The organism is Pseudomonas sp. No.21 (assembly GCF_054558415.1).
The window spans coordinates 235,065-249,145 of sequence record NZ_BAAJNO010000001.1 but is presented as its reverse complement, the minus strand read 5'-3'; the positions used below and the strand labels follow the sequence as shown (position 1 = coordinate 249,145).

Below are 14,081 nucleotides of genomic sequence, written 5' to 3'. Positions count from 1 at the left end.
AATGGGCCATGGACGGAACGCTGAGCCACCCCTTCATCCAGTGCAGATAGCCGTTCTAGAGGTACCGATGTGAGCACCACGGCCAACCGATTCTCCTCCCTGCTGCATCTGGTGCGCCTGCACTTCGGCGTTGGCGCCGTCGTGCTCATCGAACCCGACGGCCCGCTCGCCTGCGACGGCATCGACCAGCAAAGGGCTGCGCGCGCGCTGGTCTCCGGCACCCCGCAACCGATAGCCCGCTGCCCCATCGCCGATGGCGGCGGCGAACTGCTGCTGTTCGACGACCAGCCCCGCGAGGTGGACCCGGTGGCGCTGGCCGAATTCGCCAACCTGGCGAGCGAGCTGTTCACCCGGCACCGCGAAGTGCTGGGCATGCGCGAATGGCTGCGGGTGCTACGGGAAAAGGAACAGCGCCTGGCCCTCGCCGTCGCCGGCAGCGGCACCGGCATCTGGGACCGCGACGTGGTCAATGGGCTGATCCACTACTCGCCCGGCTGGAAATCACTGCTGGGCTATGCCGACGACGAGATCGGCACGCGCATCGAGGAGAGCTATACCCGCGTCCATCCCGACGACCTCGACTACGTGAAGCGCAGCATCCTCGAGCATTTCGAGCAGCGCACCCCTGACTACCAGGTCGAGCATCGCCTGCGCCACAAGGATGGCCACTACATCTGGGTGATCAGCCGCGGCAAGGTGGTGGAACGCGACGACCAGGGCCGCCCCCTGCGGATGCTCGGCACCACCACCGACATCACCCGGACCCGCCACATGGCAGAGCGCCTGCAACAGAACCTCGACCTGCTGACGGACCTGACCAACGAGATCCCCGGCATGGTCTTCCAGTACCTGCGCCTCGCCGACGGCAGCGGCAGCTACCGCTACGTCAGCGCCGGCAGCCAGGACGTCTACGGCCTCTCCCCCGAACAGCTGAAGCTGCCGACAGGGCGCGAGCGCATCCTGGCGCTGATCCACCCGGACGACCTGGCCGCCTACCAGGACTCCCTGGAAACCTCGGCGCTGGCCCTCACCCCCTGGCACATGGAATACCGGGTACTGGTCCCCGGCCGCGACACCGGCTGGCGCCAGGGCAACGCCCACCCCAAGCGCCTGGCTGACGGCAGCGTGCTCTGGCACGGCTTCGTCACCGACATCACCGAGCACAAGCGCATCGAGGCGGAGTTGCAGGCGCTGGCCACCACCGACTTCCTCACCCAGTTGCCCAACCGCCGTCACTTCATGTCGCGCATCGAGGAAGAACTGGCCCGGCTGCGACGCCCCACCGGCCATGGAGCCGCCCTGCTGATGCTCGACCTGGATCACTTCAAGGTGATCAACGACCGCTGGGGCCATGCCGTGGGCGATGAGGCGCTGCGCCATTTCGCGACCCTGCTGGTGCAGCAGATGCGGCGGGTGGATTTCGCCGGGCGCATGGGCGGCGAGGAGTTCGCCGTGGTGCTCAACGATGCCAGCCACGACAGCGCCCTGGTGTTCGCCCAGCGCCTGCAGCAGCAGTTGGCGGAGACCCCGCTGCGCCACCAGGGCGAGGTGATCCCGCTGACGGTGAGCATCGGCATCACCCGGATCAGCGCCGACGACGCCACGGCCGAAGCCGCGCTGTCGCGCAGCGACCTGGCGCTCTACCGCGCCAAGGCCAACGGCCGCAATCGCATCGAGAGCCACTGAGCGCACACGCCGCCGTGGCGATGCGGGGGCGAAGCTGGAAGAAGAAGGAGCCGACGCACCGGGCGGTGCGCCGGCGATCCGATCAGTCGGTGCCGTATTTCGGCGAACGCGGACCGTAGAGCAGGCCACCGTTGCGGCCGGTCGAGAGCAGGCGCGCACTGGTCATCCCGGCGATGGGATAGGACGCGTCCTCCATGGAGCTGTTGATGATCTGCTTCACCGCAGCGGTCACCAGCATGCCCACCAGGCCACCGCTGTTGCCGTTGTTGCCCTCCTCGCTGGAGGCGGTCGCCGAGCCGGTCCACAGGGTGGTTCCGCTCTTCAGGTCGACCAGGCGGGCGCTGGCGGTGACGATCGAGGCGCTGCTGATCAGCATGTACTGGGTACCGTACTCGCTCACGGTGACGTAGAGCGCGGCGTCGGCGCCGAAGACCTCGCGCAGCTTGGCCGGCGGCAGCTGGTGGATGTCACCGGCGGCGGTCAGGCCGTTCTGGCGGAAGGTCTCGTCCACCAGGGCCACCGGCAGCACGTAGTAGCCGGCCTCGGCCAGGGGATAGGTGACCTGGGACAGCATGCTGTAGGTCGCCTTCACGTCGGGCGACTCGTTGAGCGGCGGCAGCACGAGGATCGAACGCGGGCGCGCCTCCTTGAAGGCCGAGTAATCCACGCTCTTGGTCGGTGCGCAGCCGCTGATCAGCGCACCGAGCATGGCGCAGGCCAGCAACCGGGAAAACAGGCGGGTCATTGTGCGCCTCCCTTGGCGTTCTTCATCAGGAAGTCCATGTACGAGGCGGACTCGGGGAACAGCGCCTTCTCGGTCTGGAACGCCTGGATCATCTGGTCATCCTTGCCGAGGGTCGAGTACAGCAGGCCGAGCTGGGCGTGGTAGCCCGGCGGCACCGCGCCATTCTTCGCCTTGATCTTCTGCAGGTCGGCTTCCAGCGCCTCGACCTGCGCCTCCCGGGCCTCGCCCTTGAAGTACTGGTTGACCTGGGTCTGGTAGCCCTCCCACTGGTACAGCGTCTTCGGCCCGCTGCAGCCGGCCAGCATCAGGCTGCCCAGCAGTGCCGCCGAGCAGGCGATGGTCTTGCGCATTTCCATTGTCATTCCCTAGAGCATCCGTGATTTCAGTTCTGCGGCTTCCAGGCACCGCTGTCGACCGCATTGACCAGCTTGTTCACCGCCTCGCGCATGGCCAGGTCCAGCACCTTGCCGTTGAGGGTGGAGTCGTAGCTGGCGGTGCCGCCGAAGCCGATCACTTCGCGGTTGGACAGCGCGTACTCGCCCGCGCCCTGGGTCGAATAGACGACCTCGGAGGTGGAGATGTTGACGATGTTCAGCGCCACCTTGGCGTAGGCGATCTGGGTCTTGCCACGGCCGAGGATGCCGAACAGCTGGTGGTCGCCCACTTCCTTGCGACCGAACTCGGTGACATCGCCGGTGACCACGAAATCGGCACCCTTGAGGCGCTGGGCCTGGCCCTTGATCGCCGCTTCCTGCTGGATCTCGCTCATGTTGTCGCGGTCCAGCACGCTGAAGCGGTTGGTCTGCTGCAGGTGGGTGATGAGGATGGTCTTGGCCTGGCCGCCGAGGCGGTCGACGCCGTCGGAGAAGATGCCGCGCATGTAGCTGGAACGGTTGTCGAACTTGCCCACGGCGATGGGCGAGCGGGGGCCGCTATACGGGCGGTTGACGCTTTCGACCTGCTGCACCGCAACGGCGGTGGAGGTTTCGGTGGCGCAGCCCGACAGGCCGGCCAGGGTCACGGCTGCCAGGAGCGGCAGCAGTGCGGTTCTCGAGACGATGCTCATGGGGTTCTCCTTGAACGTGCGGAAAGTGCCGGCGACGACAGCCTGGCGGGCAGCGGCGCGTTGGCGGAATGGATTCGACGGGGCGATCAGGCTGAAGACAAGCGGCGGCAAGCGATCCCCAGGGGCGCGCTCCGGGAAAATCTGCCGGCGGTGATCATGTCGACGAAATGCCGGGCGGCATCGGGCGGTAGCCCAGTGACGGTGCGAGATCGGTACGGGATCGGTGCGGCGGGCCGGAAGAAAACCGGCCGGGCCGAGGGGTGAAGACGACATCCAATGTCCTGCTGCTACGGCTCCATGGATCTTGCTCCCGGACGGCGCGCCGACGCTGCATGCGGACAGGCGCCCCGCCAGGGAACAGACAGGCGCGCGAGAATACTGGCCTTTCGCCGCGAAACCGATGCCGGCCCGACCAGCGGGCGTATCGGCAGGACCTGCTGACCATGCCGTCGCACGCCCTCGCCTTGAGGCTGGCGTCACCCTTTCCAGCTGCGGGGGCCCGAACCCTGAGGCAATTTGCCGCGAGGCGGGTGGAGCCGGGCCTGCATAGATTTAATCCAGACGATTCGTTCTGGAGCCCTGCATATGGATAGCGACGGCGACACCCTCACCCGGGACCACCAGCGGATTCACCAGGAGGCGACGCTCCTGGCCGGCGCCATCACCAACCTGGGGCAGCGCGCCTCGGTCTATCACCATCTCTTTGAGTGCTCCGGCGGACGCAACGTCTTCCCCCTGATCGCCGCACACGGCGCACTGTGGGGTGCCGGCTACTTCGCCCTCGGCATGCGGGTCGGCGCCCTGCTCTCCGCCCAGTTCCTCTTCTCCCCCGCCCTGCGCCAGGACAAGCTGCGCCAGCTGCACGCCTTCGCCGACGCCTTCCGCGAGATCAACCGGCAGGTCTGCGTCGAGGCCTACACGGCCTACCACTTCAGCCGGTTGCATGGCCAGGCGCCGGGGGCAACGCGCTTCCTGCAGCCCCGCCTGCTGGCCGCCCTGGACGCCTGCCACCGCGCCCAGGCCCTGGGCGAGCCCTTGTCGCAACCGGAGCGGCGCGAGCTGTTCGAAGCGTTCTTCCTGTGGGAGCAGGCTGCCATCGTCGGGCCGGCCGTGGAACGTGCCCTGGCGGCATTGGACTGGCCGCTGATCCGCCAGGTCGCGCTGCGCCCGCGCATCGAATTCGCCTACTTCCCCAGCAGCCGCGACATGAAGTTCGCCGACTTCGCCAGCACCGCCGAGCGCATCGAAAAGGGCATGCGCGCCTATGAGCTGGCCGAGCGGGCCGGACTGGACCGGGTGGAGCATGCGCTGCGGGACTACGGGGTACTGCCGGCAGCCTTCTTCCGCGATTCGCTCGCCCATTTCCGCGAGCTTCGCCAGCGCCTCGACCTGCCCGCACAATGCCCGGCCACCGGCTGAGCCAGGCGGCACCACCCGGTGCCGCCATCGATCGTCACCACCGGGGGCAGCGGCATCGCGGAACCCGATCCGCCAGCGATGCCGCACCGGGCCGGGAGGTTCAGGCGGGGTAGAGATGGACGATGCGCTTGCCGTTATGCAGGTCATGGACCTTGTAGCCCTGCAACACGGTCTCCCAGAACGCCGCCGCGCCTTCGCTCTCGACTTCCAGCACCAGCTCATCCTTGCCCCGCCTCTTGAGCAACTCAATGAGCTGGGCGACCGCGCGCCTGCCCACGCCCTTGCCGCGCGCGGGGACGGCGACGAACAGCCGGAATATCTCGAAGAAGCCCGAGTTGCCGGCGGAGGCGCCTCGGATCACGGCGAAACCGACGTAGTCGCCCTCGAGGGCCACCAGGTAGCACTCCTCGTCCAGCGCCGCGGACATCTCCCCGCTCATGACCTGCCTGAAACTGCCGTAACCATCCAGCTCGAGCAGCTTCTCCGCAGCCTGGATACCCGGAGCGCCCGCCAGGTGAATGGAAACCCGATCTGACATGAAGAACTCCTTTTCGTGGTTGGATTCGGGCGCATCCTAGCGACTGGAAACCCGCCGCAATTGATCCGGCGCATGGATTGCCGCACTCTCCCGGACGCACGCTCTCGGGTTCGTGACGCTGTTGGCAAGACGGCGAATGCGGGCCGGGGCCCGGTGCGAGGCGATGGCAGCAGGACGTCCGGCACGGGCAGGACCGATGATCCATGGCCACGCCCCGGGGCGTGATTCCACGGGTTCGAGGAGGAGCGACTGGGAAGGACGGGGACCGTAGCGCCGGGGCTCACTCCTCCCCGTCCAGCACGATGCGACCCTGTTCATCTCGCTGCACTTCGTACAGCTCACCGTGGCGGGTCTTGAGCACCTTGATCTGCATGCGCTCGGCTTCGCCCCGGTGCTTGTGGATCTGCAGGAGGTCGAGTTCCCTGCGGTCATGCTCGCGCGTCCGGTACAGGTTCAACGCCCCCCGGATGGTGGCGAGCAGCTCTTCGTTTTCCCAGGGCTTGGGGATGAACCGATAGATTTCAGCCTGGTTGATCGCCTGCATCAGTGCCTGGTGATCGGCCATGCCGCTCAGGAGGATACGGATGCTGGCGGGCTGGCATTGCTTGGCGAATTGCAGGTAGGTGACGCCATCGATGTCGGGCATATGGTGGTCGCAGACGATCACCTCATAGGGCTTTTCCGCCAGGGCGTGCAACGCCAGGACCGGATCGTCGAACGGTTCCAGCTCCCAGTCGGCATCCCGCATCGCTCGCTGGAGCGTGCGGAGGATCAATGGGTCATCGTCGACCAACTGGATACGTGCCATGGGGACCTCCAGTGAAATCAGGCTGTTTCCGCAACGCGCACGAATACGGTGTAGCGCGTGCCTTCCATCGCCTCGAAGGCGATCAGTTTCTCCACCAGCACCGGGGTCAGCACCTTGCCCGCGTTGAGCAGCAACATGCCGTTGTCCGCGTTGAGGTTGCGTGCCAGCACCATGCCGCCTTCGAGGTCGCGCGTACCCAGCCCGCGCACGCGGGGATCGGCGAGCGTGATGTCCGTCAGGTATGAGGCGCAGACCTGGACGAAGGGCTCGATCATGTCGGGGTCGTACAGCCGCCCCGCGTACTTGCGAATGAACATCAGGGCCTCGTCCCGGTTCATGTTGCGCTCCAGCACCAGGCCTCGTTGCAACTCCACGAAGTCCACGGCGAGCTTGAGCAATCTCGAACCCTGGGGGATGGCGCTGCCCTTGAGGTGGTCTGGAAAGCCGCTGCCATCCCAGCGCTCTTGATGGTGGCGGATCAGCCTTGCCGCATCCTGCATCGGTTCGAGCGACATCAGCAGCGATTCGCTGGTTTCCGGGTAAGCCCTGAAGGTGTCGCGCTCATGGTGGTGCATCAGGTCCGACGGCCTCCCCAGCATGCTGTCGCTCCAGCCGAGCTTGCCCACGTTGTAGAGCGCAGCGGCCATGATCAGGTCGTGCTCCAGCGAAGGCTCCACGAGGCCCGCATTGCAGCAGGCACGGACCAGTTCGTTGAGCGCCTGGTTGGTTTGCTTGCCCTGGGGAAGCCGCTGGTTGACCAGAAGGGAAAAGACCTCGGTGCTGACCACGTAGCTGCGCTTGAGCTCCGCGTAGGCCAGGTCGAGCATGTCGGCCGTCTGCTGGAGCTCTGCGGTACGCGACTCGACGCGTTTCTCCAGCGTCGCATTGAGCTGTTCGAGGGCGGCCTTCTGCTGCCGGGTCACCTTCTCGAGCCGCTGGCGCTCGCGTTCGGAGTGCAGGTGGGCCAGCGACTGTTCGAGTGTGGACAGGAGCTCCGCGTCATCCCAGGGCTTGCTCAGGTAACGGTATATGCGCCCCTCGTTTATCGCCTTGATCAGCGTCGGCATGTCCGTGTAGCCCGTGAGCAGGATGCGGATGGTCTGCGGATGACGTCGATAGATTTCCGCCAGCAGCGTCGCACCGTCCATCGATGGCATGCGGGCATCGGACACGACCAGATCGACGGGATGGCTGGCGAGCAGTTCGAGAGCCTGCTCGCCGCTTTCCGCCAGGAGCAGATCGTAAGGCTGGCTGCGCAGAAGCCTCTTCAGGCTGTTGAGGATGAAGACCTCATCGTCAACCAGGAGCACAGTGAAACGGGTCGCATCCGTGGGTATGTTGTCTTCCATGCCATCCGCTCTTGCCATGGCTCGCATCGGAGCCGGGTCGAAGATGTTTTTCAGCGTAGTCGCTTTCACTGCCCGTAAAGCGGCGAGACACGAGCAATTGCAGGATGGAGATCGACAGGAACGGCACACTTGGACATGACTTGTACGCACTGACGACCGTGTAGCGGAACCATTCAGGTTTTCTCGCCATCGACCCTGGCGCTTGCGAACTGCACCGTATCACCACCCGGCGAGTGAACTTGAACAATGGCCAAGCCCGTACTTTAAGAAGTAAGGGACGGGCCAATTGCAGGGATGTGGCAACCGATGCGCGTATTGTTTCCAGCCAGTCGGGCGGCGCGGCGACATCGACCGCGTGCGCTGCCATGAGCCACTACATTCCTGCGGGAAACCGGCGCGTCCTGATCATCGACGACACCCCTTCGATGCATGAGGACTACCGCAAGATCCTCAGCCCCGAGGCGACACAGGGCCTCTCCTCGATGGAGTCCCTGCTCTTCGGAGTAGCGCAACCCACACCCTCCACCCGCTACGAACTGGATCATGCCTACCAGGGCAAGGACGGCCACGCCCTGGCGGAACAGGCGCTGGCCGAATACCGCCCCTACGCGATGGCATTCGTCGACATGCGCATGCCTCCGGGTTGGAACGGCCTCGAAACCATCGAAAGGCTCTGGCGGCTCGATCCTGATCTGCAGATCGCGTTGTGCACGGCGTTCTCCGACCTGGCCTGGGACGAACTGAGCGAACGCCTGAACCTCAATGACCGGCTGCTGGTGCTGAAGAAGCCATTCGATGCGATCGAGATCCGCCAGATCGCCAACACCCTGACGGCCAAGTGGCAGGCCATGCAGGAGAACAAGATCAGGGTCAAGGCGCTGGAGATCACCATCGAACACCGGGCATCGGAGTTGCTGAAACTCGCGCACCATCTTCAGTACGACGCGCTGACCGGGCTTCCCAACCTGAACCTTCTCCGGGACCGGCTGGTGCGGTGCATCCGCACATCGCCGACGTCCGGATTCTCTCTCCTGTACATCGGCCTAGACCGTCTCAAACATATAAACAACGCCTGGGGCTATCCATTCGGGGATGCCGTGCTGCAGGCGAGCGGCACCGCCATCCAGCGCGCGCTGAAGGACGAGGACGTGCTCTACCGGCCAGGCTCGGACCAGTTCGTGGTGGTGGGCGACTTCGCCGAAAGAGGGGGCGACACCGTTTTTTCCGCCCAGCTCCTGGCCGCCATCGCCACACCGCGCCTCATTGCAGGCGAGGTGCTGGCCGTGACGGCGAGCATCGGGGTAAGCCGCTACCCCGAACACGGCGACGACCCGCGCATGTTGATCAAGCGGGCCGAGACCGCCATGCACGAGGCCAAGGGCCAGGGACGCAACACGGCACGGCTCTACGATCCGATGCTCAAGCAGCGCGCGCGGGACCAGCAGTCACTGGAAGTGGCGATCCGGCGCGCATTGGAAAACGACGAGTTCGTGCTCCATTACCAGCCCAAGATCGACCTGCGTAGCGGCCGCGTCATCGGCTGCGAGGCCCTGATACGGTGGTTCCAGCCCAACGGCGAGGCCATTCCGCCGACCCGCTTCATCCCGGTGGCGGAGGAGTCCGGCCTCATCGTGCCCCTGAGCCGATGGGTGCTGAAGGAGGCGTGCCGGCAGACGCACCTGTGGCATCTTCATGGGCTCGGGCCGCTCTGTACCGCGATCAATCTTTCCCCCGTGGACTTCCGCCAGGGCGACTTCCTCCCGGCACTGAAGCGCGTGCTGGAGAGCTCGGGGGTCGATCCCGGCTGCATTGAACTGGAAATAACCGAGCGCCTGCTGGTGCAGGATCATGAAGGCAGCGCCCTCGTGCTGCAGGGCGCCAAGTCGCTCGGGGTACGGCTGGCGATCGACGACTTCGGCACCGGCTATTCCAATCTCGGCTACCTGAAGCTGTTCCCGGTCGATACCTTGAAGATCGACCAGTCGTTCGTCCGCGACATAGGCGTGCATGAGAAGGACGCGGCCCTCGTCGCCGCCATCATCGCCATGTCCGACAGCCTCGGGCTCACCGTCACGGCCGAGGGGGTCGAGACTGCCGAGCAGCTGGAGTTCCTGACGAGCCGGCACTGCGATGAAGCCCAGGGCTACTATTTTTCACGGGCCTTGCCGGCCGCCGAATTCGCTGAATTCGCCAGGCGTCGCAACGGCCACGCCGGAGCGGAACGATGAACGCCGACATCAAGCGGCGCATCCTGCACCTCGCGCTGGCGATGTTGCCGCTGGCCTCCCCGTGCATCGCCGCGCCGCTCAATGAACCGATCAAGCCCCTGCCGCGCTGGCATACCGAAGACGCGGGCCGAGCCGAGCTGGGCCGCCGGCTGTTCAACGACAGGCGCCTCTCCGCCAACGGGGCCGTGGCCTGCTCCAGCTGCCACCAGCTGGACCGGGGCGGGGCCGATGACAAGCGCCTGTCCGTCGGCCTCAACGGTGACCTGACGCTGGTGAACACGCCCACCGTGTTCAATGCCAGCCTCAACTTCCGCCAGTTCTGGAATGGCCGCGCCGCGAGCCTGGAGGCGCAGGTCGACGATGTCATCCGCAACCCCAGGGAAATGGGGTCCGAATGGCCTGCGTTACTCGCGCGCCTGGCGGCGGACGAGACCTACAGGGACGCCTTCGAGTCGAGCTACGCGGATGGGGTGACCCAGGCCAATGTCCAGAACGCCATCGCGACCTACGAGCGGACGCTGCTCACGCCCAAGGCCCGATTCGACCTGTTCCTGGAAGGCGACTCCACGGCCATCAGCGATGAGGAGAAGGCGGGGTATGCGCGCTTCAAGCAGAGCGGATGCATCTCCTGCCACCAGGGCATGAACGTGGGCGGCAACATGTTCCAGAAATTCGGGGTCATGGGGGACTACTTCAAGGACAAGGGGAGCAGCTCCGAAGCCGACCTCGGGCGCTTCTCGGTCACCGGCCGGGACGAGGACCGCCACGTGTTCAAGGTGCCGGGCCTGCGCAACGTCGAGCTCACCGCGCCCTACTTCCACGATGCCTCGGCGCAGACCCTGGAAGAGGCCGTGGACGTGATGTTCAAGTACCAGCTGGGCCGCAAGGCGGACCCGGAGGATAAGCGGCTGATCATCCTCTTCCTGAAAACGCTGACGGGCGAAACGAAAGGTGCGCAGTGAGCGATATCCGCAGGGGTAACCTCTGGCTCGTGCTGGTAGGCGCCGCGCTCGCGCTCGCCGGCACGCTCCTGTTCCTGTTCTTCCGGGCGGATGCCTACGAGCCAACCCGCTACTTCGGGTCGCTGGCGATACTCCGCCAGATCAAGCAGAGCGATGCCCAATGGGAAGTCCAGGTGCTGCGCTCGCGCATCGGCATCAACCTCGACTACGACCTGCTGGTCGACCCGCTCAGCGAAATGGACAGCAACTGGCAGCGCCTCGAACAACGCCTCGCAGAGGCGCCCCTGCACAACCCGAAGCGCTGGGAACGGAACAAGGAACTCTACAGGACGGCGCTGGAGGAGAAGTCCGGCCTGATCGAGGCGTTCAAGTCGCATAACGCCATCCTGCGGAACTCCCTGAATTTTCTACCCACTGCCGAAGACGACGTGCAGAACCTGATCAATGACCAACGCAGCAGCATGGTGCTCGACACGATGTCCGGCTACGTGTTCGACGCACTCCTGAGCACGATGGAGTATTCGCAGGTCACGACAAACGAAAAGGCCGAGGAGATTCAGCTCAACCTGCAGAAGATCGAGGAGCAGAAGGCCGGGCTGAGCCCGGACATCGGCAGCGCCCTCGATCTGTTCTCGGCTCATATTCGGACCGTTCTCAGCGAACAGAAGCAGGTCAACGCCCTGCTCAATCAGATTGCCGCCGTGCCTGTAGCCGCACGCCTGGATGCGCTGATCGAAGTCCTGAGCGGGGAGCAGTTCGCGGCCGCCGCCCAGGACCAGGTTTCCCACCGATACCTGCTTCTGTTCGCGGCCATCCTGGCGGCGCTGCTGCTGTTCCTGGGCTATTGGCTCCTGCGCAGCTATGCGCAGATCAACCGCATGAACCAGGCGTTGCAAGCCGCCAATGACGAACTCGAACGACGGGTACAGGTGCGGACCCATGAACTGCAACACGCCCAGAGCGAGCTGGTTGCCGCTGCCCGGCATGCGGGCATGGCCGAGATCGCGACCAACGTGCTGCACAACGTCGGTAATGTGCTGAACAGCGTGAATATTTCCGCCGACCTGGTGGCGCGCAGGGTGCGCAACTCCAAAGCGCTCGGCCTGGCCAGGGCGGTGGAGATGATGACGGCGCACCAGGAGGACCTCGGCGCCTTCATCAGTCACGACGAGAAGGGGAAGCTGCTGCCCGGCTACATTGCCCAGGTATCGGAGGCGCTCTCTTCGGAGCGGGAGAGCATCGTCAATGAGCTCGAGCAGATGACCCGGAGCGTCAACCACATCAAGGAGATCGTCTCGACCCAGCAGTCCTACGCTGGCCCCTCCAGCATCGTCGAGCCCATCAGCATCAATGAACTCATGGACGATGCGTTGCGCATGCAGTCCGATTCGCTGGTCCGGCACCAGGTCGAGATCGTGAAGGAGTATGACGACCTGCCGGAGGTCGTCCTGGACAAGCACCGCACCCTGCTCATCCTGGTGAACCTGATCAGCAACGCCAAGCAGGCCATGAGTGCGCAGGAGGATCGGCCACGGCGCCTGACCCTGTCCGTGCAACTGGGGGCCTCCAGCCTGACCATACGCGTCCGGGACAACGGCGAGGGGATCGAGCAGGCCAACCTGACGCGCATCTTCGCCCACGGCTTCACCACCCGGAAAGACGGCCACGGTTTCGGGCTTCACAGTTGCGCGCTCGCCGCCATCGAGATGGACGGCTCGTTGCGGGTCGAAAGCGACGGCCCGGGAATGGGAGCCTGCTTCACCCTGGAAATCCCTATGAAGAAGAGAGGGCTGGCGCATGGACAACCCGGGTAACCGCCGCATTCTGCTGATCGACGACACGCCGTCCATCCACGACGACTTTCGCAAGATCCTCGCGCCGGAGCCCAGCGATACCCAGGCGCTGGATGCATTCGAAGCGCAGTTGTTCGGCACGGGCCCGACCATGGAGGCGAGAGAGTTCGAGATCGATTCGGCCTGTCGCGGCCAGGACGGCCTGAAGCTGCTGGAGATGGCACTGGCCGAGGACAGGCCCTATGCGATGGCCTTCGTCGACATGCGCATGCCGCAGGGGTGGGATGGAGTGGAAACCATTGAGCACCTCTGGCAGGCGGACCCACGGCTGCAAGTCGTCGTCTGCACGGCATATGCCGACTATTCATGGGAAGAGCTGCTCGCCAGGCTGCGGGTGGCGGACAGGCTGCTGATCCTGAAGAAGCCCTTCGACAATATCGAAGTCAGCCAGCTCGCCTGTTCGCTCACCGCCAAGTGGGACATGACCCAGCGCCTGCAGCAGCAGATGGAAAGCCTCGAACACCAGGTGCGGGTCCGGACCGAGGACCTGACACGTACCAACAGCGTCCTGCAGCAGGAGATGGCCGAGCGCAAGCAGTTGGAAAGCCAGTTGATACAGAACGAGAAGCTGGCGTCGATCGGCCAGCTCGCCGCTGGCGTGGCGCATGAGATCAACAACCCGATCGGCTTCATCTCGTCCAATCACAGCACGCTGGAAACCTACTTCCGCGAACTGCTTGAAGTCCTTAAGGCCTATGAATCGGCGGAGCCATCCATCGCAGACGAGGACTTGAAGGCGCGGGTGATCGCCCTTCGCAAGCGGGTCGACCTGGATTACCTCAAGGACGACATCCCCTCGCTGCTGAATGAAACGAGGGAAGGCATCGGCCGGGTCCGCAAGATAATCCAGGACCTGAAGGACTTCTCCCGCGTCGATACCGACACGGAGTGGCAATGGGCCGATATCCATCAGGGCATAGAGTCGACGCTGAACATCGTGGCGAGCGAGGTGAAGTACCGCGCCGACATAGTGCGGAACTTCGGCGACCTGCCGGAGGTGAAATGCCTGCCCTCGCAGATCAACCAGGTCGTCATGAATCTCGTGGTCAACGCAGCGCAAGCCATGGGGGAGGCACGAGGAAGAATCGTGATCACCACCTGGGCGGGCGACGGGCGGGTGTGGATCGAGATAGCGGATGACGGCAGCGGCATTCCTGCTGATGTGCTGCCCCACATCTTCGATCCGTTCTTCACCACCAAACCGGTCGGCAAGGGCACGGGCCTTGGGCTTTCGCTCTCCTATGGGATCGTGCAGAAGCACGGCGGCGCCCTGTCGGTGCAAAGCCATGAAGGCGAAGGAACCCGCTTCAAGATCGAACTACCGATCGATGCGTCACATCGCCAGGCATGAGCGCTGCCCTTCTTCGGATCGCTAGCGGCATACCGCTCCAGCTACTAGATTGATTCAGCGCACTGGCGTAGCAGCA

Annotated in this window: 12 protein-coding genes; 6 read left to right on the top strand and 6 right to left on the bottom strand. The window is 64.8% G+C overall.

The window, feature by feature from the left end; translation table 11 throughout:
- Nucleotides 1–69 precede the first annotated feature (69 nt).
- Complete coding sequence (locus tag ACYJSS_RS01105) at nt 70–1,686, top strand: sensor domain-containing diguanylate cyclase (protein WP_236205234.1); 1,617 nt, start codon at nt 70–72, stop codon at nt 1,684–1,686.
- A gap of 82 nt (nt 1,687–1,768) precedes the next feature.
- Here the strand turns inward: ACYJSS_RS01105 and ACYJSS_RS01100 are convergent, their stop codons facing one another.
- From ACYJSS_RS01100 to ACYJSS_RS01090, 3 genes are read right to left on the bottom strand one after another with little or no spacing between them, the layout of a single operon-like run.
- Nucleotides 1,769–2,431, bottom strand: a complete 663-nt coding sequence (locus ACYJSS_RS01100; RefSeq protein WP_373874013.1) for a DUF799 domain-containing protein — start codon at nt 2,429–2,431, stop codon at nt 1,769–1,771.
- Nucleotides 2,428–2,781, bottom strand: coding sequence for a DUF4810 domain-containing protein (locus tag ACYJSS_RS01095; RefSeq protein WP_111264187.1), 354 nt, complete (start codon nt 2,779–2,781; stop codon nt 2,428–2,430). The genes ACYJSS_RS01100 and ACYJSS_RS01095 overlap by 4 nt, the downstream gene beginning before the upstream one ends.
- Before the next feature lie 32 nt (nt 2,782–2,813).
- Nucleotides 2,814–3,497: a CsgG/HfaB family protein gene (locus ACYJSS_RS01090; RefSeq protein WP_111264177.1), complete on the bottom strand. Its 684-nt coding sequence runs from the start codon at nt 3,495–3,497 to the stop codon at nt 2,814–2,816.
- A 585-nt stretch (nt 3,498–4,082) separates the two neighbouring features.
- Between ACYJSS_RS01090 and ACYJSS_RS01085 the strand changes: the two genes are divergently transcribed.
- Entirely contained in the window at nt 4,083–4,916 is an 834-nt protein-coding gene (locus ACYJSS_RS01085; protein WP_236205233.1) for a hypothetical protein, read from the top strand.
- A 100-nt stretch (nt 4,917–5,016) separates the two neighbouring features.
- Here ACYJSS_RS01085 and ACYJSS_RS01080 read toward each other — a convergent pair whose 3' ends face one another.
- The 3 genes from ACYJSS_RS01080 to ACYJSS_RS01070 form a co-directional block, all read right to left on the bottom strand.
- Nucleotides 5,017–5,454, bottom strand: coding sequence for a GNAT family N-acetyltransferase (locus ACYJSS_RS01080; protein ID WP_236205232.1), 438 nt, complete (start codon nt 5,452–5,454; stop codon nt 5,017–5,019).
- A gap of 280 nt (nt 5,455–5,734) precedes the next feature.
- Complete coding sequence (locus tag ACYJSS_RS01075; protein WP_236205231.1) at nt 5,735–6,262, bottom strand: response regulator; 528 nt, start codon at nt 6,260–6,262, stop codon at nt 5,735–5,737.
- Nucleotides 6,263–6,279: 17 nt separating this feature from the next.
- The gene (locus ACYJSS_RS01070) at nt 6,280–7,611 is read right to left on the bottom strand and encodes an HD domain-containing phosphohydrolase (protein WP_236205230.1); all 1,332 of its coding nucleotides are present in this window, start codon (nt 7,609–7,611) and stop codon (nt 6,280–6,282) included.
- A 365-nt stretch (nt 7,612–7,976) separates the two neighbouring features.
- Here ACYJSS_RS01070 and ACYJSS_RS01065 point away from each other — a divergent pair, with 365 nt between their 5' ends.
- From ACYJSS_RS01065 to ACYJSS_RS01050, 4 genes are read left to right on the top strand one after another with little or no spacing between them, the layout of a single operon-like run.
- Nucleotides 7,977–9,839: a GGDEF/EAL domain-containing response regulator gene (locus tag ACYJSS_RS01065; RefSeq protein ID WP_236205229.1), complete on the top strand. Its 1,863-nt coding sequence runs from the start codon at nt 7,977–7,979 to the stop codon at nt 9,837–9,839.
- Nucleotides 9,836–10,801 (top strand): cytochrome-c peroxidase, encoded by a 966-nt coding sequence (locus ACYJSS_RS01060; protein WP_373874014.1) that lies wholly within the window; start codon nt 9,836–9,838, stop codon nt 10,799–10,801. The genes ACYJSS_RS01065 and ACYJSS_RS01060 overlap by 4 nt, the downstream gene beginning before the upstream one ends.
- Nucleotides 10,798–12,615, top strand: coding sequence for a DAHL domain-containing protein (locus ACYJSS_RS01055; protein ID WP_236205228.1), 1,818 nt, complete (start codon nt 10,798–10,800; stop codon nt 12,613–12,615). The genes ACYJSS_RS01060 and ACYJSS_RS01055 overlap by 4 nt, the downstream gene beginning before the upstream one ends.
- Nucleotides 12,599–14,005 carry an ATP-binding protein gene (locus ACYJSS_RS01050; RefSeq protein ID WP_111264169.1) on the top strand — a complete coding sequence of 469 codons (1,407 nt, stop codon included), beginning with the start codon at nt 12,599–12,601 and terminating at the stop codon, nt 14,003–14,005. Before ACYJSS_RS01055 ends, ACYJSS_RS01050 begins: the two co-directional genes overlap by 17 nt.
- Nucleotides 14,006–14,081 lie beyond the last annotated feature (76 nt).

Bases quoted from the DNA above. Each gene is read 5' to 3' on its own strand.
- ACYJSS_RS01085 (WP_236205233.1), top strand. From the start codon at position 4,083: ATGGATAGCGACGGCGACACCCTCACCCGGGACCACCAGCGGATTCAC.
- ACYJSS_RS01060 (WP_373874014.1), top strand. From the start codon at position 9,836: ATGAACGCCGACATCAAGCGGCGCATCCTGCACCTCGCGCTGGCGATG.
- ACYJSS_RS01075 (WP_236205231.1), bottom strand. From the start codon at position 6,262: ATGGCACGTATCCAGTTGGTCGACGATGACCCATTGATCCTCCGCACG.
- ACYJSS_RS01070 (WP_236205230.1), bottom strand. From the start codon at position 7,611: ATGGAAGACAACATACCCACGGATGCGACCCGTTTCACTGTGCTCCTG.
- ACYJSS_RS01100 (WP_373874013.1), bottom strand. From the start codon at position 2,431: ATGACCCGCCTGTTTTCCCGGTTGCTGGCCTGCGCCATGCTCGGTGCG.
- ACYJSS_RS01080 (WP_236205232.1), bottom strand. From the start codon at position 5,454: ATGTCAGATCGGGTTTCCATTCACCTGGCGGGCGCTCCGGGTATCCAG.
- ACYJSS_RS01095 (WP_111264187.1), bottom strand. From the start codon at position 2,781: ATGCGCAAGACCATCGCCTGCTCGGCGGCACTGCTGGGCAGCCTGATG.
- ACYJSS_RS01090 (WP_111264177.1), bottom strand. From the start codon at position 3,497: ATGAGCATCGTCTCGAGAACCGCACTGCTGCCGCTCCTGGCAGCCGTG.
- ACYJSS_RS01050 (WP_111264169.1), top strand. From the start codon at position 12,599: ATGGACAACCCGGGTAACCGCCGCATTCTGCTGATCGACGACACGCCG.
- ACYJSS_RS01065 (WP_236205229.1), top strand. From the start codon at position 7,977: ATGAGCCACTACATTCCTGCGGGAAACCGGCGCGTCCTGATCATCGAC.